The sequence below is a fragment of the Caulobacter sp. FWC26 genome (assembly GCF_002742645.2).
GTDB lineage: Bacteria > Pseudomonadota > Alphaproteobacteria > Caulobacterales > Caulobacteraceae > Caulobacter.
Map to the genome: position 1 here is coordinate 232,207 of NZ_CP033873.1, position 23,785 is coordinate 255,991.

The window sequence follows — 23,785 nt, forward strand, 5'->3', positions numbered from 1 at the left end:
GACGAGGGCAAGCCCGATGCGCGGCACGACCAGCCGACAGGGATGGAGCTTGGGTCTGGCCGCCGCCTGCCTTCTGCTTTCGACGGCGGCCATCGCCCAGGAAGGCGACGAGCACGCGGCCCACCATCCGGGCGCGCAAGGCGGCGCGATGGCGGACGCCGGCGTCATGGGCGCCGCGCCGAGCCCCGCGGCAGCCGGCATGAGCGGAATGATGGACGAGATGATGGAGGGCGAAGGCGAGCATGGCGCCCGGCGCACGCCCTTCGTCTCACAACTGCTCGCCGCCCCGTCGCTCAGCGCCGAGGGGCGCAACCGGTTGATGGGCGAGGCCCAAGCGCGCGTGGAGCGCGGACTGGCCATGGCCGCCGAGGCCTCCGCCGCCGCGCGGTCCGAAGATCCGGCCGCCCGGGCGAGCGCGGCGCGGCGCCTGCGTGAAGCAAGCGACCTCTTCGCGAGCGGATCGGCCGCGCTCGCCGCCCTCGACCGCGGCGCGTCCCCGCAGCCGGCGGCGATCACCTGGTTTCGGGATCAGATGAGCCTGGGCGCGCCGCCGCACGCGGCGCCGATCCGGTGGCTCGGCGTCTCGCCGCCCCATTTCATGCTGATGTTCGTCCTGGCGATGGTCAGCGCGATGCTGCTGGGCCTGCAGGTCGCGCGCCTGCGGCGGGTCCGCAAGATCGTCGACGCCGGCGGGTCGACGGCCCCCGCGCCCGCCCCGGCGACCGCGACGGCCTCGCCACGCCAGGCGGCGGCCGTTGAGCCGGGCGCTGAAACGCTCACGCCGAGCAACGCCGCGCCGCCCGCCGGGGCGTCGCTGCGCAAGCCCAGGAGCTGGTCTGGCCCGTTGCGGGTGGTCCAGATCGTGCGGGAGACGCCGACGATTCAGACCTTCCGGCTGGCCGACCCGGCCGCCGATCGGCTGCCCTTCGATTTTCTGCCCGGCCAGTTTCTCCAGGTCGAGGTGGAGCCGGTGGATGGCAAGCCCTCGCGGCGATCCTACACCATCGCCTCCTCGCCGACGCAGCGCGCCTATGTCGAGCTAACGGTCAAGCGCGAGGAGCAGGGCGTCGTGTCGTGCTTTCTGCACGACAAGGTCGCCGTCGGCGACCTGCTGAAGACGACGGGCCCCTTCGGCGCGTTCACCTTCACCGGAACCGACGCCGACAGCATCGTGCTGATCGCCGGCGGGGTCGGCATCACCCCCATGATGTCGGTCCTGCGCTACCTGACCGACACGGCTTGGTCGGGCGAGATCTTCTTCCTGTACGGCGCCCGTTCGACCGACGAATTCGTCTTCCGCGAGGAGCTCGAGCGGCTCGAGCGGCGGTTCTCCAATCTGCACGTGATGGCGGCCATGCGACGCTCGGCCGGCACGGTCTGGCTGGGGCCGCAAGGCCCGCTCACCCGCCAGATGCTGCTCGACGCGGTCCCAGACATCGCCCGCCGCCGCATTCACATGTGCGGGCCGCCGGGCATGATGGCCGCGATGCGCCGGGAGCTGGCCGCTCTGGGCGTCCCGGACGCTCAACTTCACACCGAAGCCTTCGGGCCCGCGTCGCTGCCCGCCGACGCGGCCGAGCTCGAGGTCAAGGCGCCGCCCCCCGCGCCGTCATCCCCGAGCGTCGTCGCGCCCCCCACGCCGGCGGTCGCCGCGGCCACCATCACCTTTTCCGTGGCGGGCGTGTCGGCCCCGCTCCCCGCCGGCCAGACCGTCCTGGAAGCCGCGGAGGGCGCGGGGGTGGAAATCCCCTATGCCTGCCGCTCGGGTGAATGCGGCGTCTGCGTCACCCGGCTGATTTCGGGCGAGGTCACCATGGCGGTGGAGACCGGCCTGGATCCCGCCGACAAGGCCAAGGGCTACATCCTGGCCTGCCAGGCCAAGAGCACGGGCCAGCCGCTCGTGGTGGAGGCCTGATGCGCGAGCGCGGCGACATGGCCGTCGGCCTGCTTGTGGCCTTCCTGCTGCTCTTTCCGCTGGGCTACGTCCTGCACGTCGCGCCGCGCTTTCCCGGCAGCCTGGTCGGCGGCGTCATCGGCGTCGTCGCCGCCGTCCTCATGCTGCTGACCCTGCCCTATGTGGTGGTCAAGCACGTCAAGGCGGCGGAACGGTGGACAGGCCGGTTCGTCAGCAAGCCGACGCTGCTGGCCCTGCATGTGTATGCGGGCGTGCTGGCTCCGATCCTGGGGTTGGTTCATGCCGCCCACAAGTTCGGCAGCCCCGTCGGCCTAACGCTGACCGGCCTTGTGCTGCTGACGGTCCTCAGCGGCTTCGTCGGCCGCTACCTGCTGGCGCAGACGGCGCGGGCCCTGCGCGGCCGCCGCTCCGAGCTGGCGTCCCTGCAAGCGGCGTATCTCCACCTGCCGGCGCCCCCGGCGCCGACGGCGGCGGCCGTTGCGCTTTCCCGCTGGAAGCGGCTGTTCTTCGTCGCCGGCGAACCGCCGGCGCCGCCGCCCGATGGGGCCGAGGCCCTGGCCGCGGCCTTGGCCGACACCGAGTTCGCCATCCGCGCGGAGGGTGCGACCAACCGGCTGTTGTCGCGTTGGCGGTGGCTGCACGCTGTCCTGGGGGCGCTGGTCTACCTGGTGCTGCTTTTGCACATCGCCGCGGCCATCTATTTCGGGCTGCGCTGGCTATGATGCGGGACCGCCTCCTCTACTGGATCTTTGTCGCCGCCGGCCTGGCGCTGCTGGGCGTCGCGGCGATGATGCAGACAAGCGCGCCGCCCGGCGCCGGACCGGTGGCTCAGCTTGTCGCGCCAGGCCCCCTGTCGCCGGCCCACCAAGCCTTCGGCGCGCAGTGCGCCAGTTGCCACACGCCTCTCAAGGGCGTGGAGAGCAAGACCTGCGTCGCCTGCCACGCGAGCACCGATTTCGGAAACAAACAGTCGACCCAGTTCCATGCCCAGGCCAAGGAGTGCACGGCTTGCCACGTCGAGCACGAAGGCGCGCGCGCCATCGTGAAGATGGACCATCAGGCGTTGCTCGATCCGGCGGTGTGGCGAGGGCCGGCTGTTTCGCCACCCAATCCGCACGCCTTGCCGCCCGAAGCCGCGCTCAATTGCGCAAGCTGCCATTCCGTCCGCGATCCGCATCTGGGACTCTTCGGCCAGGACTGCGCCAGCTGCCACGCGACCAGCAGTTGGAAGGTTCCCAACTTCCGGCATCCGTCGGTCAGCTCGACGCAATGCTCGGAGTGCCACACCGCGCCGCCCAGTCATTTCATGGAGCACTTCAGCATGGTCTCCCAGCGCGCCGCCGGCTCCAAGGCGCGCGTCGAACAATGCTACGCCTGTCACACCACCGACAGCTTCAACAACATCCGCCGCCGAGGCTGGTATGATCACCATTGAGTCCGGCTGGCTCAGCGCCTTCTTCAGGCTCGCGGTGATCATCCTCGAGCTGGCGGGCACGCTGACCATCCTCAGCGGCGCGGCGCTGGCGACGATCCTGTTCGCCCTGCGGGCCCGATCGGGCGACCGGGCCAAGGCCTATGGCGCGTTCCGGTCCGCCCTCGGCCGAAGCATCCTTCTTGGCCTCGAATTCCTGGTCGCCGGCGACATCGTCAAGTCGCTCGTCATCAACCCGACCTTGGACGATCTCATCGTCCTGGCCGGTCTGGTCTTCGTGCGCACCTTCCTTAGCATCTCGCTCGGCGTCGAGATCAACGGCCACTGGCCCTGGGAGGACACGCGCATGGCCAGGGCCACGGGCCGCGAACCTTCCTCACCGCGGGTCTGACCAGACCCGCCCACCCGCCGGGAGATTGACATGCTGCAACGACGAGACCTGCTCACGGGAGCCGCCCTGTTGGCGGCCGGCGCCGCCCAGCCCGCCGCGGCGGCCGCCCAGGCCCACGACATGAAGGGCATGGACGCCATGCCCGGCATGGCGATGTCGATGAGCGACTGCATCGATCACTGCCTGGCTTCCCATCGCCGGTGCCTTGAGACCGCCGCCTACGCCCTCGGTCAAGGCGGCGCGCTCGCCGCCCCCGACCTGATCGCCATGCTCACCGACTGCGCCGAGCTGTGCCAGGCGACCGCCAACTCCATGCTCCGCGGCTCGGCCCTGCACCCGGTGCTCTGCCGCGCCTGCGCCGAAGCCTGCGACCTGTGCGCGGCGGCCTGTTCGAAACCCCGCGCCGACGCCCCGATGGCCCAGTGCGCCGAGACGTGCAGGGTGTGCGCCGCGGGCTGCCGACAGATGTCGCGCTGACCGCGCCTTCGGACCTTACGTATACGCGCGGCCGCCAATTGCGGGCATTGCAAGCGTCACGCCGTTCGAGATGCAGACGACGCCATCGGACGCGAACGTCATAAGTTGGAGATCAGAAATGATGCGCAAGATCGCAGTCGTGGCCGGCGCTGTCGGCCTTCTGGCCATGGGGACCGCCGCATTCGCCGACGGCCCCGCGCCCAAGGCCCAGACCCAGCCCGCGCCGGCCGCCTCCGCCCAGACCCCGCCGGACCACGCCCACATGCAGGGCATGGACCATGGCGGCCAGCAGATGCACGACCAGATGATGAAGGACCATCAACAGGGGATGGCGAACATGCCGGCCACGCCGCCCAAGGATCCCGCCGCCAAGAAGCCCATGAAGGGCTGCTGCATGGACAAGCCGATGGCCCCGAAAGGCAAACCCATGGCTCCCAAGGACGCCAAGGATCCCGCCATGCCCATGAAGGACATGTAACGCCCGCTCAAGCCGCGACGCGCCGAAGAACCTGCCGGGCGAGCACGCCCGGCAGGTTCTTTCACGTCCGGGCGCCGCCAGGCGATGTGACATCTACGGATATCCTCGGCCGCGCCCGCCACTAGGCTCGTCGTCACCAGCAGGGAGCCAAGCGATGTTCCACAAGGCCATCGAGACGATGCGCGCCGCGCCCTTGTTCAAGGCGCGCTACGACAACTTCATCGGCGGCGCCTGGTCGGCCCCGACCACGGGCGAGTACTTCGCCGACCACAGCCCGATCAATGGCGACCGGATCGCCGAGTTCGCCCTGTCGGGTCCGGCCGACGTGGAACTGGCGCTCGACGCCGCCCATCGCGCCAAGGCCGGCTGGGCGCGGTTGTCGCCGGCCGAGCGGTCCCGGCTGCTGAGCCGGGTCGCCGATCGCCTGGAGCAGAACCTCGACCTGCTGGCGCTCGCCGAGACGCTCGACAACGGCAAGCCGATCCGCGAGACGCGCGGCGCCGACGTGCCGCTCGCGGTCGATCACTTCCGCTATTTCGCTGGATGCATCCGGGCCGAGGAAGGCGCGATCTCGACGATCGACGCCGACACCATCGCCTACCATTTCCGCGAGCCGCTTGGCGTGGTCGGCCAGATCATTCCCTGGAACTTCCCCCTGCTGATGGCGGCCTGGAAGATCGCGCCCGCGCTGGCCGCCGGCAACTGCACGGTCATCAAGCCAGCGTCCCAGACGCCCCTGACGCTGATGATGCTCGCCGAACTCACCGCCGACATCCTGCCGCCGGGCGTGCTCAACGTCGTGACCGGGCCCGGCCGAACCGTCGGCCAGGCGATCGCCGCCAACCCGCGGATCGCCAAGGTCTCGTTCACCGGCGAGACGGTCACGGGCAAGGCGATCATGCACGCCGCGGCCGATCACCTGATCCCGCAGACGATGGAGCTCGGGGGCAAGTCGCCCAACATCTTCATGGCCGACGTCCTTGATGAGGAGGACGCCTTCTTCGACAAGGCGCTGGAAGGGTTCACGCTCTTCGCCTTCAACAAGGGCGAGGTCTGCACCTGTCCCTCGCGCGCCCTGATCCATGAATCGATCTTCGACCGGTTCATGGAGCGGGCCGTGGCCCGCGTGGCGGCGATCCGTCAGGGCGACCCGCTCGACCCCGCGACCCAGCTGGGCGCCCAGGCGTCCGAAGACCAGCTGCGCAAGATCCTCGGCTATATCGAGATCGGCAAGAACGAGGGCGCGCAATGCCTGATCGGCGGCGCGCGGGCGCTGCCCGGAGGCGAACTCGACGGGGGCTATTTCGTGCAGCCGACCGTCTTCGTCGGCGACAACAGCATGCGGATCTTCCAGGAGGAGATCTTCGGCCCGGTGCTGTCGGTGACGACCTTCAAGACCCTCGACGAGGCGATCGCGATCGCCAACGACACGCCCTATGGCCTCGGCGCAGGCGTTTGGAGCCGCAGCGGCAACACCGCCTACCGTCTAGGCCTCGCGATCGAGGCCGGACGGGTCTGGACCAACTGCTACCACCAGTATCCGGCCCACGCCGCCTTCGGCGGCTACAAGGCCTCGGGGTTCGGGCGCGAGACCCACAAGGCGATGCTCGATCACTACCAGCAGACCAAGAACCTGCTCGTCTCCTACGACGAGCATGGCCTCGGTCTGTTTTGATCCCTCGCAAAGGAGCAACAGCCATGGCCAAGACCATGAAGGCGGCCGTCGTGCGCAAATTCGGGGCGCCGCTGGTCATCGAGGAAGCGCCGATCCCCACGGTCGGTCCCGGACAAATCCTGGTGAAGATCGCCGCCACCGGCGTCTGTCACACCGACCTGCACGCGGCCGAGGGCGACTGGCCGGTGAAGCCGAACCCGCCCTTCATTCCTGGCCATGAGGGCGTCGGCCACGTCGCCGCGGTCGGGTCGGGCGTCACCCACGTCAAAGAGGGCGACCGGGTCGGCGTGCCTTGGCTCTACACCGCCTGCGGCCACTGCGTGCATTGCCTGGGGGGCTGGGAGACCCTGTGCGAGAGCCAGCAGAACACCGGCTATTCGGTCAACGGCAGCTTCGCCGAATACGTCCTCGCCGACCCCAACTATGTCGGCCACCTGCCGGACAATGTCGGCTTTATCGACATCGCGCCGATCCTGTGCGCGGGCGTTACCGTCTACAAGGGACTGAAGGCGACCGAGGCCAAGCCGGGCGAGTGGGTCGTGGTCTCCGGCATCGGCGGCCTGGGTCACATGGCCGTGCAGTACGCCAAGGCGATGGGGCTCAACGTGGCGGCGGTCGACATCGACGACCGCAAGCTCGATCTGGCGACACGCCTTGGCGCGGCCGTGACCGTCAACGCCCGAGAGCAGGATCCCGCCGCCGCGATCAAGGCGGCGATCGGCGGCGCGCAGGGCGTCCTCGTCACCGCCGTCTCGCCCAAGGCCTTCCAGCAGGCGCTCGGCATGGTCCGGCGCGGCGGCACGGTGGCCCTCAATGGCCTGCCGCCCGGCGATTTTCCGCTGTCGATCTTCGACACCGTGCTCAACGGCGTCACCGTCCGCGGCTCGATCGTCGGCACCCGGCTCGACCTGATGGAGGCGCTGGCCTTCGCCGGCGAGGGCAAGGTTCACGCGACTGTCCACACCGAACCGCTCGAGAAGATCAACGACGTCTTCGCGCGCATGCACCACGGCGACATCGAGGGCCGCATCGTCCTCGACCTCGCCTAATCCCCCCCGCGACGAACCGCGAGCAAACCATGTTCGACAGTCCTACCTTGCCGGCCACACGGCGCCGCTTCGTCCAGGGCCTGGCGGTCAGCGGGGCGGTGGCCGGAGTTTCGCCGGCGCTGCTGGCGGGCCCCGCCGCCGCCGCGACCGCCGAATTGCGCGGGACCGAATTCGATCTCGAGATCGCCGAACTGCCGGTCAACTTCACCGGCAAGCGTCGGATCGCCACGGCGGTGAACGGCGCCGTGCCCGCCCCCGTGCTGCGATTGCGCGAGGGCGACACCGTCACCCTGCGCGTCCGCAACCGCCTCAAGGAGATGTCCAGCATCCACTGGCACGGGGTCATCCTGCCCGCCGAGATGGACGGCGTACCAGGCATCAGCTTTCCCGGGATCGCGCCCGGCGAGACCTTCACCTATCGCTTCGAGCTGCGTCAGGCGGGCACCTACTGGTATCACGCGCACACCTTGGCCGAGCAAACCGGGCTTTATGGCGCGATCATCGTCGAGCCGCGCGCGCCGACCGGACCTGCGCCCGATCGGGACTACGCCATCCTGCTGAGCGACTGGTCGGACGAACCGCCGCTGCAGATCTTCACGAACCTCAAGAAGCTGAGCAGCTACTACAATTTCGCGCAGCCGACCGCCGGAGACTTCCTCAAGGATGTGGGCAAGCTGGGGTTCGGCGAGGCCCTCGCGCGGCGGCGGATGTGGAACCGGTCGCGGATGAACCCGACCGACTACAGCGACGTTTCCGCCGCCACCTACACCTACCTGATGAACGGAACGCCGCCGGCCGGGAATTGGACGGCGATCGCCGCCCCCGGCGAGCGAGTTCGCCTCCGGTTCGTGGGGGCGGGGACGGCGACCTTCTTCGACGTGCGCCTTCCTGGGGTCCCGCTGACCGTCGTCTCGACCGATGGCCAGCCGGTGGAGCCGGTGACGGTCGAGGAGTTCCGGATCGGACCGGGCGAAACCTACGATGTCGAGTTCGTCATGCCCGAGGGCGCCCGAACGATCTTCGCCCAATCGATCGACCGGACGGGTTTCGCCCGCGGCGTCATCGCCCCAGCGCCCGGCATGACGGCGCCGACGCCGGCGCTCGATGCGCGGACCTGGCTCGATCCGGTCGACATGATGGGCGCCATGGCCGCCATGGGCGGCGAACACGCCGGCCACGGCATGGCGGACACGCCCCCGAAGGCGCGTCACGCGCGCACCGAGTACGGCGCCAACACCGACATGCGCGTCGACTATCCGCGCACCAATCTCGACGATCCCGGCGCGGGCCTGCGCGAGCGGTCCTGGCGGGTGCTGACCCTGGCCGACCTTCGCACGCCCGGCGGCGATCCGGATCCTCGCGAGCCGGAGCGTGAGATCGAGTTGCACCTCACCGGCAACATGGAGCGCTTCATCTGGACGCTGGACGGGATCAAGCTGAACGATTCCCGTCCGCTCCACTTCAAGCCGAACGCGCGGCTGCGCATCGTTCTCGTCAACGACACGATGATGGCCCACCCGATGCACCTCCACGGCATGTGGAGCGATGTCGAAGGCCCGGACGGCGCGTTCCAGGTCCGCAAGCATACCGTGGTGGTCCAGCCCGCCCAGCGGATCAGCTTTCGCGTCACCGCCGACGCCATGGGGCGATGGGCCTTCCACTGTCATCTGCTCTACCACATGGCGGCCGGCATGTTCCGGGAGGTGGTCGTCGCATGACCCGTCTGGCCCTCTCGCGAGCGTCTCTGCTCGCCTTGGCTCTGAGCGTTTCGGCCGTGGCCGCGCCCGCAATCGCCCAGGACGCCCCCCATCAGCACGCCGCGCCACCGCCGCCGAGCCCGGCCCCAACGGCCTCCCCCGCGGCGCCTGCGGATCACGCGGGCATGGATATGTCCGGCATGGATATGTCCGGCGCGGGGACGCCCGCCGGCGGCATGACCATGGACATGGGACGGATGCAGGGCGGCAAGGCTCCGCCGGACGCCCGCAACTCCGACGACTATGCGGACGGCTATCGCAATTCGACGCTGCCGGGCTACGAGATGGCCGACAAGCTGTCGATCCCCAAGGTTCTCGTTGACGAACTGGAGTTCGCCAGCGGCAACGAGGGGCAGGGCGTCGGCTGGACCGTCCTCGTCACCCAGGGCCAGGACGACAGCAAGCTCTGGCTGCGCAGCCAGGGCCTCAAGAACTCCAAGGATCGCCTCGATCCGGAGAGCAGCGTCGAGGCGCTGTGGTGGCGCAGCAAGAGCCCGTTCTGGGGCACGTTGCTGGGCGTTCGTCAGGATCTCGGCAAGGGGGCGACCACTTGGCTCGCCGCCGGCGTCGAGGGCCTGGCGCCCTACTGGTTCGATGTCCAGCTGACCGGCTACGTCGGCGACGACGGCCGCCTCGGCGCCCGCGCCAAGGGCGCCTACGAGGTCCGCTTCACCAATCGCCTCATCCTGACCCCGCAGGTCGAAACCAACCTCTATTCCAAGCGCTCGACCGACCGTGAGCTCGGCGGCGGCTTCAGCAACGTCGAGCTGAGCGCTCGGCTGCGCTACGAGGTCTCGCGGAAATTCGCGCCCTATGTCGGCTTCGTCTGGGAGCGGGCGCTGGACGACACCGCCGACTTCCGACGTGCCGATCGCCAGCGCCCGGCCGAGCATCGGGTGGTTGTCGGCTTGCGATCATGGTGGTGAGGCGCTGCGCGGCGCCTTGGCGACCGGAAGACGGCCTGACGTGTTCTGCGGCGGACGATAGCCCTGGCCGGAGCCAGACGGCTGCGTCGATCCTGTTGCTTCTCGCGGTCGCGGCGGCGTCTGCGGGCCAGACCGCCGTCCTCGCCTTTCTCCCGACCCTCGTCGACGGAGGCCAGGCCGACTTGGCGCTGCGCATCCAAGATGTCCATGTCGCGAGTTTGACGGCGGCCCACCCGCTGGCGGCGCTCGTCTTCGCGCCGCTCTGGGGATGGCTCGCCGACCGCATCGACTACCGGATCATTCTGCGCACGGCCCTGGTCGTCCTCGCGCTGGCGACCGCGCCGGTCGGGGCGGTCCCGCTCCCCATGCTGTATGGACTTCGCTTGCTGGCTGGGCTGTCCGCGGCCGCCATCATCCCGCTGGCGCTGCTGTCAACGAACTTCGCACCCGGTGGCCGGGACGAGCAGGCGAGGCGTTTCACCTGGCTGACGGCCTTCATGTTTCTTGGCGACCTGTTCGGCCCCCTGCTCGCCGAAGCGTCCGCGCCGCTCTTTCCCCGCACGCCGCTGTTGGTGCTCGCGCTCGTCATCGCCGTGCTGGCGCTGGCGCTGACGACCGGCATTGTGCGCTTGCCGGCCCGCTGTGCCGCCCGTCCCGAGGGACGTCGCCTGCAAGCCCCGCCGCGCGTCGTCACGCTTGTCCTCCTGCTTGTCACCATCGTCGGCGGCGGCGGACTCGCCGCCATGCATGTCAGCCTGCTCGTGACCCGCTCCGAGGGCGCGCTGAGCCGCGAGGCGATCGCCGGGATGCTCAGTCTCTGCGGGCTGGCGATGTTGGCGGCTCAGCTTTTCCACACCCGCGTCACCTGGCTGGTGACCGCGCCTCGACGCCTGGCCTGCCTCACGCTCGCGCTTCTAGCCCTGTCGCTGTTTCTCTTTCGGTTTGGAACGACCGTGGTCGAAATGGCCGGTCTCATCGCCGTCGCCGGCTGGAGCTCAGCCAGTCTTCGGCTGGTCACGAGCTTCTGGATCAGCGGCCCCATGCGGCCCTCTGGAGTCATGCTTGGGCTGCAGCATACAGCCGCGAGCCTCGGCCAGGCGCTGGCGCCCATGTCGCTCGCCGTCGTGTCACCCCATCGGCAAGCGGCCGTCGTCGAAGCGATCGGCTGGCTGTCGCTCGGTCTGCTCGCGCTTCTGCCGGCGATATGGCGCCGGACGTCGACACCGGTCCATCCAGCCGGGGAAAGGGCGTGACAGCGCCGCCACGTCCGAGAGCCGCGTCCGCCACGCGCCCAGCTTCACGCCAAGGAGTCCGCCCATGAAAATCCGCCTCGCCGCCGTTCTGCTGTTGCTCGCCTTGCCCAGCGCCGCGCTGGCGGCTGGCGACATCCTGCTCTATCGCGACCCTGGATGTGGTTGCTGCGAGGCCTGGGCCCAGGCCGTCCGTGCGAAACTGGACAGAAAGGTCATCGTCAGGGATCAGGTCGCCCGCGTGCGCCTGCAGCGCCAATCCGGCCTGCCGCCGGCGCTTTCCTCCTGCCACACCGCGATCATCGACGGTTTCGTTATCGAAGGTCATGTGCCGGTCGCCGAGGTGAAGCGTCTCCTGGCCGCCCGGCCGGCTGGCGTGAAGGGGCTCGCCGTCGGCGGCATGCCGATCGGCTCGGAGGGCATGGCGGCGCCGAGCGGGGCGCGGCAACACTACGATGTCGTGGCCTTCGGGCCGGCCGGCGCGCGGGTTTTCGCCCGCTACTGACCTCCAACGGTCAGGGCCATGGGCTGGCGTCGGGTCAATGCGCGTCGCGCGACATCCCCGACTGCCGACGCAAGGCTTCGAGCACCGCCCGGCCGATCACCGGCTTGGGGATCACCTGATCGAAGCCGGCCGCGCGCGCGCGTTGCTCGAGATCCTCGTCGTAGAAGCCGGAGATCAGGATGGCGCCGCCGCGCCAGCCCTGGCGCCGGAGATGATCCAGGAGCGTCAGGCCGTCGAAGTCGGGCATCCGGTAGTCGAGGATCACGCAATCGGCTTCCCTGGCGCGCGGGTCGGCCAAGAGGGCGCTGCCGGTGGTGTAGCCGCTCACCGCGTAGCCGCGGGCTCGAAGCAAGAGCAGCAGGCCGCGTCGCACGCCCGGATCATCGTCGGAGACCAGAACCGTATAGCGGCGATCGCGCGGCGAGGGACTGACCGATAACATCGCGCGATCAAAACACCCGGTTGAAGCCCGCCAAACCTCGCACGTCGGCCGTCTCCAGGTCGCTACGTAAACCTCGCAGTCACTTGGGTTTGCGGCCCATCCCGGCGGCGAAGGCGATCCTAAGCGCCTCGGACAGGTTGCGCACGTCCAGCTTGACCATCAGGCTAGCGCGGTGCACCTCCACGGTGCGCGACGAGCATCCAAGGTCATAGGCGATGGTCTTGTTGGGATAGCCCTGGGCCAAACCCTCCAGCACTTCGCGTTCCCGAGGCGTGAGGGCGGCGATGCGCACATGCGCGTCGGCGGCCTCGATCGCGCGGATGTCGGCGTCGGCGATGCGCGCGAACGCCCGCTCGACCGCGCGCAACAGCGCGGCCTTTTCGAAGGGCTTTTCCAGGAAGTCGACGGCGCCGGCCTTCATGGCCTGCACGGCGACCGACACGTCGCCATGACCCGTCAGCACGATCACCGGCATGTGGATGCCGCGCTCGGCCATGGCTGTCTGCACCTCAAGGCCGTCCATCGCCGGCATGCGCACGTCGAGAATGACGCACCCCTGGGTCGTGGGCCGGGCCCGGGCCAGAAATTCGACACCCGAGGCGTAGGTCTCAACGCCAAGGCCGACCGCCTTCAACGCAAACCCGGCCGCGCGCCGGATGGCCTCTTCGTCGTCAACGAGGTGAATGACCCGCTTATCCGTCATAGTCCTCCTCCCCCGCCGCGTGGATCAAGGTGAAATGAAACCGGGCCCCGCCCAGCGCGGGCCGCTCCAACCAGATTCGCCCGCCGTGCGCTTCGATGATGGTCCGGCAGATCGAGAGCCCCAGACCCATGCCGTCGGCCTTGGTCGAGACGAACGCCGTGAAGAGCTGCTCGCCGATGTCCTCGGCGATGCCCGGCCCGCTATCCTCGACGGTGACCTCGATTAGGTCGTCGTCACGCAGGCTCGTCGCGATCCTGAGGTCGCGGATCGGCGAGTCCGCCATCGCCTCGATGGCGTTGCGCATCAGGTTGACCAGGACCTGTTGGATCTGCACCCGATCGACGAGGACGGGCGTGGCCGCCGGATCGAAGTCGAAGAAGCTGCGCACCCCCCGCTCGCGCGCGCCGACGAGCGCCAGCTGGCTAGCGTCGCCGACCACATGCGCCAGGTCGTGCAGGCTTTTCTCGACCTCGCCGCGCGCCACGAAGTCGCGCAGCCGGCGCACGATATGGCCGGCGCGCAGGGTCTCCTGCGCGGCCTCGTCCATCACCGAGCGCAAAGTGGCGAAGGGCTCGCCGGGTTCGGCCTCCAGCATGTCGCGGATGGTCTCCAGATAGAGCGAGACCGCCGCGAGGGGCTGGTTGAGTTCATGCGCCAGGGTCGAGGCCATGGTGCCCATGGCGCTCAGGCGGGAGACATGGACCAGTTCGGCCTGAAGCTCCTTCAGCTTCAGTTCGTCCCGCTCCTTGGCGGTGAGATCGCGGATGAAGCCGGTGAACAGCCGCTGGCCGTCCTCGCCGGCCTCGCCGACCGAGAGCTTCATCGGGAAAGTCGACCCGTCGCGGCGTAGGCCTACCACGACGCGGCCGACGCCAATGATCCGGCGCTCGCGGGTCTGCAGGTAGTGGGCGATGTATTCATCGTGCCGGCCACGGTCCGGCTCCGGCATCAGGCACGCGACATTGCTCCCGATCAGCTCGGCCTCGCGATAGCCGAACAGGCGCTCGGCCGCCGCGCTGAACGAGGTGATGGCGCCGGCCTCGTCGATGATGATCATCGCGTCCGGCACCGTCGCCAGGATCGATTGCAAATGCTGCTCGCGCGTTTCGATGGAGGCGCGCACCGCGGCCTCGTCGGTGATGTCGCGGGCGATGCAGGCGAAGCCGCGATGCGCGCCCGCGTCGAACAGCGGCGTGACGGTCAGGCGGGCGAGGTATTCAGCGCCGTTTTCGCAGACCCGCCAGGCCTCGCGCTCCAGCACGCCGTCGCGCAAGGCCGCGGCGAGATCCGCCCGGGGACGCCCGGCGTGGATCTCATCGGGCGGATAGAAGACATCGTGCTGCTGGCCGACGACGTGATCGGCTGACCAGCATTCGATCCGTTCGCCGCCGATATTGTAGCTCAGGACCCGTCCCGAGGCGGCAAGCAGCGTCAGGACATAGCCGCCGGCCTGGCGCAGAAACAGCCGCGCAAGCTGCTCGACGGCGGCCACGCCCGCCTCGGGGCCTTGATCCTGGTCGCGCATGCCGCCGGCTCAGGCCAGATCCGCGGCGCGCAGGCGCGGCGATGCGGCGCGAGCGCGAGCTTGGCGACACCCCGCGGGGCCGGACCGGCAGGCCGCCCGACAACGCCGCGCGCCAGCCTTCAGCCCCCACGCGCGCGGGTCCGATAGTGCATCCATGGGTCACGGTCTCGCTTGTATCCGCGGGGTCCTATCGCGTTTACGCGCGGGCCGGCCGGTCCCCTCAGAATTTCAGCGCAAAGTGCGGCCGCGCCGTTGCTTGGCGCCCGCGCGGCTTGTCGAACGCCTCGCGGCCTGTTGCCCTCTCCAGCCGCGGGTCTGAGGAGAGTACGTATTGACCCCGGCACGATCTCAGACCCTACAAGGGCTGCTGGCGAAAGGAACGCGCGGATGAACGAGACCAAGCCCACGGCGCATGGCGCCCCGGCGGCCGACCAGGTGAAGGACCCGGTCTGCGGCATGAGCGTGGACCCGGCCAAGACCGCGCACCATGCCGAGCACGCCGGCAAGCCGCACCACTTCTGCAGCGCGGGCTGCCGGGCCAAATTCATCGCCGATCCCGACCGCTATCTCGGCGCGCCGGCCGCGTCGGCCGCGTCGGCCGCGCCCGAAGGCGTCATCTGGACCTGCCCCATGCATCCGGAGATCCGCCAGGACCATCCCGGAGCCTGTCCCATCTGCGGCATGGCGCTCGAACCGGCGACGGTGACCGCCGACGCCGGTCCCAGCCATGAGCTGATCGACATGACCCGCCGCTTCTGGGTCGGTCTGGCTCTCAGCATCCCGGTGCTGATCCTCGAGATGGGCGGCCATCTATTCCCCGCGTTGCATCACATCATCCCGATGCCGGTTTCGATATGGGTCCAGTTCGCCCTGGCTACCCCGGTGGTCCTATGGGCCGGTTGGCCGTTCTTCGAGCGTGGCTGGGCCTCGCTGAAGACCCGCAACCTCAACATGTTCACGCTGATCGCCATGGGGACGGGCGTGGCCTGGATCTATAGCGTCGTCGCCACGCTCGCGCCCCAGGTCTTCCCACCCGCGTTCCAGAACACCGACGGCGTGGTGGCGGTCTATTTCGAGGCCGCGGCGGTGATCACCGTGCTGGTGCTGCTGGGCCAGGTGCTCGAACTGCGGGCGCGCGAGCGCACATCGGGCGCGATCAAGGCGCTGCTCAATCTGGCGCCCAAGACCGCGCGCCGCATCGCGGCGGACGGGTCGGAGGCGGAGGTCAGCCTCGATCTGGTGACGGTCGGCGATCGTCTGCGCGTGCGGCCCGGCGAAAAGGTCCCGGTCGACGGGGTGGTCGAGGACGGCCGTTCCTCGCTGGACGAGTCGATGGTCACCGGCGAGTCCATGCCGGTCACGAAGGCCAAGGACGACAAGGTGATCGGCGGCACGCTCAACCAGACCGGCGCGCTGGTCATCGTCGCCGACAAGGTCGGTCGCGACACCATGCTCGCCCGCATCGTCCAGATGGTCGCCGAGGCCCAGCGTTCGCGCGCGCCGATCCAGCGCATGGCCGACCAGGTCTCCGGCTGGTTCGTCCCGGTCGTCATCGGCGTGGCGGTCCTGGCCTTCATCGCCTGGAGCGTCTGGGGGCCCGAGCCGCGCTTCGCCTACGGACTCGTGGCCGCCGTCGCCGTCCTGATCATCGCCTGTCCCTGCGCGCTGGGGCTCGCCACGCCGATGTCGATCATGGTCGGCGTCGGCCGGGGCGCGGGCGTCGGCGTCCTGATCAAGAACGCCGAAGCGCTCGAGCATATGGAGAAGGTCGACACGCTGGTCGTCGACAAGACCGGCACGCTGACGGAGGGCCGCCCGGCGGTCACGCAGGTCGTGCCCGCGGCGGGGTTTGACGAGGTCGAACTGCTGCGGCTGGCCGCGTCCGTCGAACGGGCGTCCGAACATCCGCTGGCGCTGGCCATCGTCGAAGCGGCCAAGGCGCGCGGCGTCGCGGTCGCCGAGGTCAGCGATTTCGATTCCCCGACCGGGCGCGGCGCGCTGGGAACCGTCGAGGGCCGCCGCATCGTGCTCGGCAACGCCCGGTTCCTGGCCGACGAGGGCGTCGCGACCGAGGCCCTGGCGGAGCAGGCCGACGCCCTTCGCCGCGACGGGGCCACGGCGATCTTCATCGGCGTCGACGGCCGGGTCGGCGGCGCCTTCGCCATCGCCGACCCCGTCAAGGCGACCACGCCCGAAGCCTTGGCCGCCCTCAAGGCCGAAGGCATCCGGGTGGTGATGCTGACGGGCGACAACCGCACCACGGCCAAGGCGGTCGCGCGGCGTCTGGGCATCGAGGAAGTGGAAGCCGAGGTCCTGCCCGACCAGAAGAGCGCCGTCGTCGCGCGTCTCAAGCGCGAGGGGCGCGTGGTCGCCATGGCCGGAGACGGCGTCAACGACGCGCCGGCCCTCGCCGCGGCCGATGTCGGCATCGCCATGGGCTCGGGGACCGATGTGGCGATCGAGAGCGCGGGCGTCACCCTCCTCAAGGGCGACCTCAACGGCATCGTCAAGGCGCGGCGGCTGAGCCAGGCGACCATGTCCAACATCCGCCAGAACCTGGTCTTCGCCTTCATCTACAACGTCGCGGGCGTGCCCGTGGCGGCCGGCGTGCTCTATCCGCTGTTTGGCATCCTGCTCTCGCCGATCATCGCGGCCGCGGCGATGGCGCTGTCCTCGGTCAGCGTGGTCACCAACGCGCTGCGGCTCAATCGGCAGAAGATATGAGCATGCGCGCTCGTCCCGAAGCCGCCGCCCAAACCGCTCGCCGCCCCTAGGAGCCCGCCAATGCATTACAGCCGCGGAAATTATGAAGCGTTCGTCCGTCCCCGCAAGCCGGAGCGGGCCGACAGGGCGACGGCCTGGTTCGTCGGCGCGGGCCTCGCCGGCCTGGCGGGCGCGGCCTTCCTCATCAGGGACGGCGGCGTCGCGGGCGAGCGCATCACGCTTCTCGAGGAGTTGGAGCTTCCCGGCGGCGCCCTTGATGGCCTGGACGTGGCGGAAAAGGGGTTCGTCATCCGCGGCGGGCGCGAGATGGAGGCGCATTTCGAGTGCCTCTGGGATCTCTACCGCTCGATCCCCTCGCTCGAGATCGAAGACGCCAGCGTCCTCGACGAATTCTACCGGCTCAACAAGGACGATCCGAACGTCTCGCTGCAGCGGGTCACGCAGAGCCGCGGGCAGGATGTGCCCGACAAGGCGCTGCTGACGCTGAACGACAAGGCCCAACGAGAGCTCCTCTCCGTCTTCCTGGCGACCCGCGAAGAGATGGAGAACAAGCGGATCAACGAGGTGTTCGGCCCCGATTTCCTGAAGAGTAATTTCTGGCTGTTCTGGCGTACGATGTTCGCGTTCGAGGAGTGGCATTCGGCCCTGGAGATGAAACTCTATCTCCACCGCTTCATCCACCACATCGGCCAGCTCGCCGACTTCTCGTCGCTCAAGTTCAACCGGTACAATCAGTACGAGTCGATGGTCCTGCCGCTGGTCAAGTGGCTGCAGGATCAGGGCGTCCGGTTCCGCTACGGCGTTCAGGTCACCGACATCGATTTCGCGATCGACGCCGAACGCAAGCAGGCGACGCGGATCGGCTGGATCGAGAAGGGCGCCGAGGGCGGCGTCGATCTTGGCCCCGACGATCTGGTGTTCATCACCATCGGGTCGCTGACCGAAAATTCCGACAGCGGCGACCATCAGACCCCGGCCAAGCTGAATCAAGGCCCGGCGCCCGCCTGGGACCTGTGGCGGCGCATCGCGGCCAAGGACCCGGCCTTCGGACGTCCCGACGTGTTCGGGGCCCATATTGCGCAGACCAAATGGGCGTCGGCGACCATCACCACGCTCGACGCGCGTATTCCGCAGTACATCCGCAAGATCGCCAAGCGCGATCCGTTCAGCGGCAAGGTGGTCACCGCCGGCATCGTCACGGCCAAGGATTCGAGCTGGCTGCTGAGTTGGACGGTCAGCCGCCAGCCCCATTTCAAGAAGCAGCCGAAGGACCAGCTCGTGGCCTGGTTCTACGCCCTGTTCGTCGATCGGCCCGGCGACTATGTGAAAAAGCCGATGCAGGCCTGCACTGGCGAGGAGATCACCCAGGAATGGCTCTATCACCTCGGCGTCCCGGTCGAGGATATCGCCGATCTCGCGGCGAGCGGCGCCAGGACCGTGCCGGTGATGATGCCCTATATCACCGCCTTCTTCATGCCCCGCCAGGCCGGAGACCGGCCGGACGTGGTCCCGGCGGGGGCCGTCAATTTCGCCTTCATCGGCCAGTTCGCCGAGTCCAAGCAGCGCGACTGCATCTTCACCACGGAGTATTCGGTCCGCACGCCGATGGAGGCGGTCTACACGCTGCTCGATGTCGAGCGCGGCGTGCCCGAAGTGTTCAACTCGACCTATGACATTCGCACTCTGCTCGCCGCCGTCGCGCCGCTGCGGGATGGCGAGGGCATCGAGATCCCCGGCCCCGCCATCCTGCGCAAGCTGCTGCTGAAGACGCTGGAAGGCACCGAGATCGCCAAGCTGGTCGAGCGGTTTCATCTGATCGCGGACTAGCGATCGCCGGGGCGGCCGCCGCGGCGAGCGTCTAGGCTCGCGGCGGCCGTCCCATCCCCGCTGCGAAGGCGATCCGCAGGGTCTGGGCCAAGGTCTGGACGCCGAGCTTGCGTGCCAGGCTCGCGCGACAGACCTCGACCGTGCGCGAGGAGATCCCGAGATCATAGGCGATGGCCTTGTTCGCGCGCCCCTGGGCGAGACCTTCGAGGACATCCCGCTCGCGCGGCGACAGAGCCTCGACGCGGCCCTGCGCCTCGGCTTCCTCGGCCGCCCGGCCATCGGCCCGGTCGATGCGCGCGAAGCCGCGATGGAGCGCTTCGAGCAGCATGGCCTTTTCAACAGGCTTGGCCAGGAAGTCGACGGCCCCGGCCCGCATCGCCCGGACCGCCAGGGCGACATCGCCATTGCCGGTCAGCACGACGACCGGCATGTCGACGCCGATATCGGCCAGGGCGACCTGAACCTCAAGCCCGCCCAGGCCCGGCATCTGCATGTCCAGGATGACGCAGCCGATCTTGGCCTGCGTCGCGACGGCCACAAACGCCGTCCCCGACGGATAGGTCTCGACGCTGAAGCCCGTGGCGCGGAGCATGAAGCCGACCGACCGCTGGATCGTCTCCTCGTCGTCGACGATATGAACGACACGCTTGTCCCCCATGGGCCTCCTCAGGCGAACTGAGCGGGCGCCAGGCTGCAGCGGCGAATGCGGCGCCGCTTCGCGGACGCCTTGTGCGGGTTGGACCGGGGTCCAGGGTCAAGAGGCTTCGCCGTTCGCCTCCCGGCGGCTGGCCGAGGATTGGCGAACGCCGTTCACAGCAGGGCGCGCACGGCCTGGGCGATCGCCGGCGTCATGTCGATGGCGTTCGACGCATGGGCGACCGTGTTGGTGCTGACGATGCGCGCGACGTGTTCGCCCAGGACCTGGGCGGCGTCGCCGGCGAACAGCGCATGCACCACGACGCAGTCCGGCGGCGCAAAACCCAGGGCCTTGAGCTGGCGGGCCGCGACGGCGAGCGTGCGGCCCGACGAGGCGATGTCGTCGACGAGCACGGCTTGGCGGCCCAGGAAGGCGCCGGCGTTGGGGATCGAGATGTCGACCTCACGATCCCCGGACCGCTGCTTTTGGCAGACCAGGAACGGCGCGTCGGCGCCGGCCGCCACCTGCGCCACCCACTGCTCGCTCTCCAGATCGGGCCCGACGATCACCGGTCGGGCGACGTTCCGCCTGATCCACGACGCCATGAGCGGCGCGGCGTGAACGAGCTGGCTGGGGATTCGGTAGATCTCCGCCAGGGCGTGATGGCGGTGCAGGTGGGGATCGACGGTCACCAGCCAGTCGAGGTGGCGCGAGAGCACCGCCGCGAAAATACGCGACGTGACCGCCTCGCCCGGATGGAAACGGGTGTCCTGGCGCATGTAGGCCAGATAGGGCGCGATCAGGCCCACCCCGCGCGCGCCAAGCTCGCGCAGCGTGTCCGCCGCGAAGAGCAGCGGCGGCAATTTCGCGTCCGGACGCTCGAGGCCGCAGACCAGGATGACATCGCGCTCGGTGACGTCGCTGTCGATCCGAAGGTAGGTCTCGCCATCTGGAAACTGGCGCTGCAGCAGGACCCCTGCCTCCGCGCCGAGCGCTGGGCCAAGGGCTTGGGCCAGGCGCTCGCCGCCGTCCAAGGCGAAGACGATCGGCGGCGTCATGGCGCCGCGATCGCGAAGATCGCCCCGTCGCTCAAGGCGAAGGCGGCCGCATAGTCCAGTTCGCCGGGGCTCTCGGCGTGAAGGGTGCACAAGGGCGACCCCGCGACGATCGACTGGCCGAGCCGGGCGTGGACCGCCACCCCGGCCGCCTTGGCCATCGGCGCGCCCGCGAGCTTGGCGACGGTCGCGAGTTTGCGGTTGTCGATGCTGGCGATCCGGCCGCTGGAGGGCGCGGTCAGGTCTCGCTGGAAGCGGGCGACCGGCGGCGAGCGCATGCCGCCTTGGGCCTGGCAGATGCGCTTGAACTTGGCCCAGGCGCGGCCGCTCTCGAGGCTTTGCCGCGCGCGCGCGAGGCCAGCGCCAGGGGCCGCCACGCCCGCCAGCTCGAACAATCCCCCGGCCAGTTCACAGGCCCTATGGGCGAGATCCTCGACGCCGGGCTCGCCTTGAAGCACGGCCAGTATGTCCAGCGCCTCCAGCGCCGGCCCGATGCCGCGTCCGATCGGCTCAGCCCCAGGGCCATACATCACCCGCGTGCGCAGGCCGAAGGCGGCGGCCACCGAGGTGAGCGCCGCCTCGAGATCCCGCGCGGCCTCCAGGCTCCGCACCTTGGCGGTCGGTCCCACAGGAACGTCGATCACCAGGTGGGTCGCGCCGGCGGCGATCTTCTTGGACAGCACCGAGGCCACCAGCTGGCCGACCGCGTCGATGTCGAGCGCCCGCTCGACGCCAATGATCACGTCGTCGGCCGGGCTCAACCGAACCGCCCCGCCCCAGGCGATGCAGCCCCCCTCGCGCGCCACCACCCGGCGGATCGCGGCGATGTCGAGGTCGACGGGCGCCAGAACCTCCATGGTGTCGGCGGTGCCGGCCGGTGAGGTGATCGCGCGCGAGGAGGTCTTGGGCATGACCAGGCCTTCGGCCGCCATGATCGAGACGATGATCGGCGTGGTGCGGTTGCCCGGCAAGCCGCCGACGCTGTGCTTGTCGACGACGATCGGCCCAGGCCAGCTCAACTGCTCGCCGACCTCGACCATGGCCTTGGTCAGTCCGATCGTCTCGGCCTGATCGAGCGGCGCCGCCGAACAGGCGGTGACGAACGCCGAGAGGTGGACGTCGCTATAGCGATGCTCGGCGATATCCGCGACGATCGCCGAAAAGGCCGCCTGGCTCAGGCGCTCTCCATAGATCCGGCGGCGCACCGCCCGCAGCGAGGCCAACGGCGGAGCGTGGGCGACCTCCACGCGGTCGCCCGCCTTGACCCCGAGCCGGGCCCATGCGGTCTCGGAAAGGCCGATCTCGCCGGGGTCTGGCGTGTCGCCCGAGCTGTGCAACAAGGACACCACCGCCTCGCGGCCGCCGGCGCGCAGGACGACCTGGGCGCGCGACCCCAGGCCCTCGGACCGGCAGACCGGGCAGTCGTGCCGCATCACCGCGATCATGTCGCCGCCAGCCGCGGTGAGCCCCATGCGACGCGCGCGCAGCGTGGCCGACGCCGGCCTCGCGTCGGCCTGCTCGTGCCTTGGGACGCTCACGCCAGCCGCCCCCAGCTGCCGAGGGTCGGGACGGTGCAAGGCCAGCCGTGTTCCTCGCCGATGCGCTTGGCCAGGACCTGCGCGCCGGCCGGCTCGCCATGGGTGACATAGACATGCCGCGGCGCCGCCTGCATGGCGCCCAGCCACCGCATGAGCTCGTCGCTGTCGGCGTGGGCCGACAGCATGGTCAGGTTCGCCACCTCGGCGTGGACGGGGACGTGTTCGCCGTGGATCTTGATCGTCCGGGCCCCCGAGACGAGCGCAGCGCCGCGCGTGCCGGCCGCCTGGAAGCCGGAGAACAGGATGAGGTTGCGCTCATCCGGGGCGAACCGCTTGAGATGGTGCACGACGCGGCCACCGGTCGCCATGCCGCTGGCCGAGATGATCACCTTGGGGGTGGCGTCCGCGGTCAGCGCCTTGGATTCCTCGACTTCGCGCACATAGTGCGCGACGCCGCACGCGGCTTCGCATGCCGCGCGGCTCAGCCTGTGTTCGTCCATGAAATCACACATCAGCCCGCTGGCGTCGATCGCCATCGGGCTGTCCAGATAGATCGGCGCATCACGCAGCCGGCCGTCCGCGCGCAGACGGGACAGATGATAGAGCAGCGATTGGACGCGACCGACCGCGAAGGCGGGGATCACCACGGTTCCCCCGCGTCGGATGCACCGTTCGATATGGTCTCCCAGCGCCCGCGACGGATCCACGCGGTCATGGCGGCGGTCGCCATAGGTGGATTCGACGATGACGTAGTCGGCCCGCGCCGGCGGTTCGGGGTCCTTGATCACCGCGTCGTCATAGCGCCCGATATCGCCCGAGAAGAGAACCGACCGGCCCTTCCAGTCGATCTCGATCGACGCCGCGCCGAGGATGTGGCCGGCGCGATGGTAGCGCGTCCTGATCCCGTCGGCGAGCGAGCGCCATTCGCCAAACCCGATGGTCTCGAACAGCCGCAGGGCCAGGCGCGCGTCGGCCTCCGTGTAGAGCGGCAGCGCCGGATCGTGGCGCGAGAAGCCGTGGCGGTTGGCGAACTCCGCGTCCTTCTCCTGGATGCGCCCGCTGTCGGCGAGCAGCAGTTGGCAAAGGGCCGCCGTGGCCGGCGTGCTGAGGACGGTCCCATCCCATCCCAGGCGGGCCATGCGTGGCAGGGCGCCCGAATGGTCGAGATGGGCGTGGGTGAGCAGCACCTGCTCGACGTCGGCCACCTCGGGCGCAAGCGGCGCCCAGTTGAGGCGGCGCAGGTCCTTGGCCCCCTGGAACAGACCGGAATCGACCACGATCCGGGTCTGGCCGTCGTCCAGCAGGTAGCGCGAGCCCGTCACCGTGCCCGACGCGCCGAGGAAGGCCACGGCAAGGCCGCCGGCCGGCCGCTCGGCAAGGTCGATGCGCGCTTCGCGTTCAAGGGCGGCCGTTCCGAAATTGCCGTGGAGCCGTTGCTTCTTCCTGTTCCTGTGCATGGGCGGCTTGCCTCTGGTGATG

The 23,785-nt window shown here is 69.5% G+C and carries 21 protein-coding genes; 14 read left to right on the forward strand and 7 right to left on the reverse strand.

Annotation, left to right across the window (positions count from 1 at the left end; all coding sequences use genetic code 11):
- The first annotated feature begins 16 nt into the window (after positions 1–16).
- The 12 genes from CSW63_RS01120 (at position 17) to CSW63_RS01175 (ending at position 11,855) form a co-directional block, all read left to right on the forward strand.
- On the forward strand, positions 17–1,915 hold the full coding sequence (locus tag CSW63_RS01120; RefSeq protein ID WP_066681832.1) for a 2Fe-2S iron-sulfur cluster-binding protein: 1,899 nt from the start codon (positions 17–19) through the stop codon (positions 1,913–1,915).
- Positions 1,915–2,637, forward strand: a complete 723-nt coding sequence (locus CSW63_RS01125) for a hypothetical protein (protein ID WP_062100026.1) — start codon at positions 1,915–1,917, stop codon at positions 2,635–2,637. The genes CSW63_RS01120 and CSW63_RS01125 overlap by 1 nt, the downstream gene beginning before the upstream one ends.
- Positions 2,634–3,350, forward strand: a complete 717-nt coding sequence (locus CSW63_RS01130) for a hypothetical protein (protein WP_062100025.1) — start codon at positions 2,634–2,636, stop codon at positions 3,348–3,350. The genes CSW63_RS01125 and CSW63_RS01130 overlap by 4 nt, the downstream gene beginning before the upstream one ends.
- The gene (locus CSW63_RS01135) at positions 3,337–3,738 is read left to right on the forward strand and encodes a DUF1622 domain-containing protein (protein WP_062100024.1); all 402 of its coding nucleotides are present in this window, start codon (positions 3,337–3,339) and stop codon (positions 3,736–3,738) included. Before CSW63_RS01130 ends, CSW63_RS01135 begins: the two co-directional genes overlap by 14 nt.
- A 30-nt stretch (positions 3,739–3,768) precedes the next feature.
- On the forward strand, positions 3,769–4,215 hold the full coding sequence (locus CSW63_RS01140) for a four-helix bundle copper-binding protein (RefSeq protein ID WP_062100023.1): 447 nt from the start codon (positions 3,769–3,771) through the stop codon (positions 4,213–4,215).
- Between the two features lie 118 nt (positions 4,216–4,333).
- Positions 4,334–4,693: a hypothetical protein gene (locus tag CSW63_RS23270; protein WP_062100022.1), complete on the forward strand. Its 360-nt coding sequence runs from the start codon at positions 4,334–4,336 to the stop codon at positions 4,691–4,693.
- 154 nt (positions 4,694–4,847) lie between these two features.
- Positions 4,848–6,368: an aldehyde dehydrogenase family protein gene (locus tag CSW63_RS01150; RefSeq protein ID WP_099504361.1), complete on the forward strand. Its 1,521-nt coding sequence runs from the start codon at positions 4,848–4,850 to the stop codon at positions 6,366–6,368.
- 23 nt (positions 6,369–6,391) lie between these two features.
- The gene (gene adhP / locus CSW63_RS01155) at positions 6,392–7,417 is read left to right on the forward strand and encodes an alcohol dehydrogenase AdhP (RefSeq protein ID WP_099504365.1); all 1,026 of its coding nucleotides are present in this window, start codon (positions 6,392–6,394) and stop codon (positions 7,415–7,417) included.
- 29 nt (positions 7,418–7,446) lie between these two features.
- The gene (locus CSW63_RS01160; protein WP_099504367.1) at positions 7,447–9,135 is read left to right on the forward strand and encodes a copper resistance system multicopper oxidase; all 1,689 of its coding nucleotides are present in this window, start codon (positions 7,447–7,449) and stop codon (positions 9,133–9,135) included.
- A complete protein-coding gene (locus tag CSW63_RS01165) occupies positions 9,132–10,100 on the forward strand; it encodes a copper resistance protein B (protein ID WP_171012819.1) in 969 nt (322 codons plus the stop codon). Before CSW63_RS01160 ends, CSW63_RS01165 begins: the two co-directional genes overlap by 4 nt.
- Positions 10,091–11,353 carry an MFS transporter gene (locus CSW63_RS01170; protein WP_099504369.1) on the forward strand — a complete coding sequence of 421 codons (1,263 nt, stop codon included), beginning with the start codon at positions 10,091–10,093 and terminating at the stop codon, positions 11,351–11,353. The genes CSW63_RS01165 and CSW63_RS01170 overlap by 10 nt, the downstream gene beginning before the upstream one ends.
- Before the next feature lie 64 nt (positions 11,354–11,417).
- Positions 11,418–11,855, forward strand: coding sequence for a DUF411 domain-containing protein (locus tag CSW63_RS01175; protein ID WP_062099702.1), 438 nt, complete (start codon positions 11,418–11,420; stop codon positions 11,853–11,855).
- A 34-nt stretch (positions 11,856–11,889) separates the two neighbouring features.
- Here the strand turns inward: CSW63_RS01175 and CSW63_RS01180 are convergent, their stop codons facing one another.
- The 3 genes from CSW63_RS01180 to CSW63_RS01190 form a co-directional block, all read right to left on the reverse strand.
- A complete protein-coding gene (locus tag CSW63_RS01180; RefSeq protein WP_099504371.1) occupies positions 11,890–12,297 on the reverse strand; it encodes a response regulator in 408 nt (135 codons plus the stop codon).
- A 79-nt stretch (positions 12,298–12,376) separates the two neighbouring features.
- Entirely contained in the window at positions 12,377–13,000 is a 624-nt protein-coding gene (locus CSW63_RS01185; protein WP_099504373.1) for a response regulator transcription factor, read from the reverse strand.
- Positions 12,990–14,525 carry a PAS domain S-box protein gene (locus CSW63_RS01190; protein ID WP_099504375.1) on the reverse strand — a complete coding sequence of 512 codons (1,536 nt, stop codon included), beginning with the start codon at positions 14,523–14,525 and terminating at the stop codon, positions 12,990–12,992. Before CSW63_RS01190 ends, CSW63_RS01185 begins: the two co-directional genes overlap by 11 nt.
- Before the next feature lie 387 nt (positions 14,526–14,912).
- On the opposite strand from CSW63_RS01190, the gene CSW63_RS01195 reads away from it, so the two are divergent.
- Together CSW63_RS01195 and CSW63_RS01200 are read left to right on the forward strand one after the other, a co-directional pair.
- On the forward strand, positions 14,913–17,249 hold the full coding sequence (locus CSW63_RS01195) for a heavy metal translocating P-type ATPase (protein WP_099504377.1): 2,337 nt from the start codon (positions 14,913–14,915) through the stop codon (positions 17,247–17,249).
- Positions 17,250–17,309: 60 nt separating this feature from the next.
- Complete coding sequence (locus CSW63_RS01200; protein ID WP_062099707.1) at positions 17,310–19,076, forward strand: oleate hydratase; 1,767 nt, start codon at positions 17,310–17,312, stop codon at positions 19,074–19,076.
- Positions 19,077–19,107: 31 nt separating this feature from the next.
- Here the strand turns inward: CSW63_RS01200 and CSW63_RS01205 are convergent, their stop codons facing one another.
- The 4 genes from CSW63_RS01205 to CSW63_RS01220 form a co-directional block, all read right to left on the reverse strand.
- Positions 19,108–19,734 (reverse strand): response regulator transcription factor, encoded by a 627-nt coding sequence (locus tag CSW63_RS01205; RefSeq protein WP_062099708.1) that lies wholly within the window; start codon positions 19,732–19,734, stop codon positions 19,108–19,110.
- A gap of 152 nt (positions 19,735–19,886) precedes the next feature.
- Entirely contained in the window at positions 19,887–20,771 is an 885-nt protein-coding gene (locus tag CSW63_RS01210; RefSeq protein ID WP_062099709.1) for a ribose-phosphate pyrophosphokinase, read from the reverse strand.
- On the reverse strand, positions 20,768–22,306 hold the full coding sequence (locus CSW63_RS01215) for a thymidine phosphorylase family protein (RefSeq protein ID WP_062099727.1): 1,539 nt from the start codon (positions 22,304–22,306) through the stop codon (positions 20,768–20,770). Before CSW63_RS01215 ends, CSW63_RS01210 begins: the two co-directional genes overlap by 4 nt.
- Positions 22,303–23,763 (reverse strand): MBL fold metallo-hydrolase RNA specificity domain-containing protein, encoded by a 1,461-nt coding sequence (locus tag CSW63_RS01220; protein WP_062099710.1) that lies wholly within the window; start codon positions 23,761–23,763, stop codon positions 22,303–22,305. The genes CSW63_RS01215 and CSW63_RS01220 overlap by 4 nt, the downstream gene beginning before the upstream one ends.
- Positions 23,764–23,785: the final 22 nt, after the last annotated feature.

Bases quoted from the DNA above. Each gene is read 5' to 3' on its own strand.
- CSW63_RS01120 (WP_066681832.1), top strand. From the start codon at position 17: ATGCGCGGCACGACCAGCCGACAGGGATGGAGCTTGGGTCTGGCCGCC.
- CSW63_RS01125 (WP_062100026.1), top strand. From the start codon at position 1,915: ATGCGCGAGCGCGGCGACATGGCCGTCGGCCTGCTTGTGGCCTTCCTG.
- CSW63_RS01130 (WP_062100025.1), top strand. From the start codon at position 2,634: ATGATGCGGGACCGCCTCCTCTACTGGATCTTTGTCGCCGCCGGCCTG.
- CSW63_RS01135 (WP_062100024.1), top strand. From the start codon at position 3,337: ATGATCACCATTGAGTCCGGCTGGCTCAGCGCCTTCTTCAGGCTCGCG.
- CSW63_RS01140 (WP_062100023.1), top strand. From the start codon at position 3,769: ATGCTGCAACGACGAGACCTGCTCACGGGAGCCGCCCTGTTGGCGGCC.
- CSW63_RS23270 (WP_062100022.1), top strand. From the start codon at position 4,334: ATGATGCGCAAGATCGCAGTCGTGGCCGGCGCTGTCGGCCTTCTGGCC.
- CSW63_RS01150 (WP_099504361.1), top strand. From the start codon at position 4,848: ATGTTCCACAAGGCCATCGAGACGATGCGCGCCGCGCCCTTGTTCAAG.
- adhP (WP_099504365.1), top strand. From the start codon at position 6,392: ATGGCCAAGACCATGAAGGCGGCCGTCGTGCGCAAATTCGGGGCGCCG.
- CSW63_RS01160 (WP_099504367.1), top strand. From the start codon at position 7,447: ATGTTCGACAGTCCTACCTTGCCGGCCACACGGCGCCGCTTCGTCCAG.
- CSW63_RS01165 (WP_171012819.1), top strand. From the start codon at position 9,132: ATGACCCGTCTGGCCCTCTCGCGAGCGTCTCTGCTCGCCTTGGCTCTG.
- CSW63_RS01170 (WP_099504369.1), top strand. From the start codon at position 10,091: ATGGTGGTGAGGCGCTGCGCGGCGCCTTGGCGACCGGAAGACGGCCTG.
- CSW63_RS01175 (WP_062099702.1), top strand. From the start codon at position 11,418: ATGAAAATCCGCCTCGCCGCCGTTCTGCTGTTGCTCGCCTTGCCCAGC.
- CSW63_RS01180 (WP_099504371.1), bottom strand. From the start codon at position 12,297: ATGTTATCGGTCAGTCCCTCGCCGCGCGATCGCCGCTATACGGTTCTG.
- CSW63_RS01185 (WP_099504373.1), bottom strand. From the start codon at position 13,000: ATGACGGATAAGCGGGTCATTCACCTCGTTGACGACGAAGAGGCCATC.
- CSW63_RS01190 (WP_099504375.1), bottom strand. From the start codon at position 14,525: ATGCGCGACCAGGATCAAGGCCCCGAGGCGGGCGTGGCCGCCGTCGAG.
- CSW63_RS01195 (WP_099504377.1), top strand. From the start codon at position 14,913: ATGAACGAGACCAAGCCCACGGCGCATGGCGCCCCGGCGGCCGACCAG.
- CSW63_RS01200 (WP_062099707.1), top strand. From the start codon at position 17,310: ATGCATTACAGCCGCGGAAATTATGAAGCGTTCGTCCGTCCCCGCAAG.
- CSW63_RS01205 (WP_062099708.1), bottom strand. From the start codon at position 19,734: ATGGGGGACAAGCGTGTCGTTCATATCGTCGACGACGAGGAGACGATC.
- CSW63_RS01210 (WP_062099709.1), bottom strand. From the start codon at position 20,771: ATGACGCCGCCGATCGTCTTCGCCTTGGACGGCGGCGAGCGCCTGGCC.
- CSW63_RS01220 (WP_062099710.1), bottom strand. From the start codon at position 23,763: ATGCACAGGAACAGGAAGAAGCAACGGCTCCACGGCAATTTCGGAACG.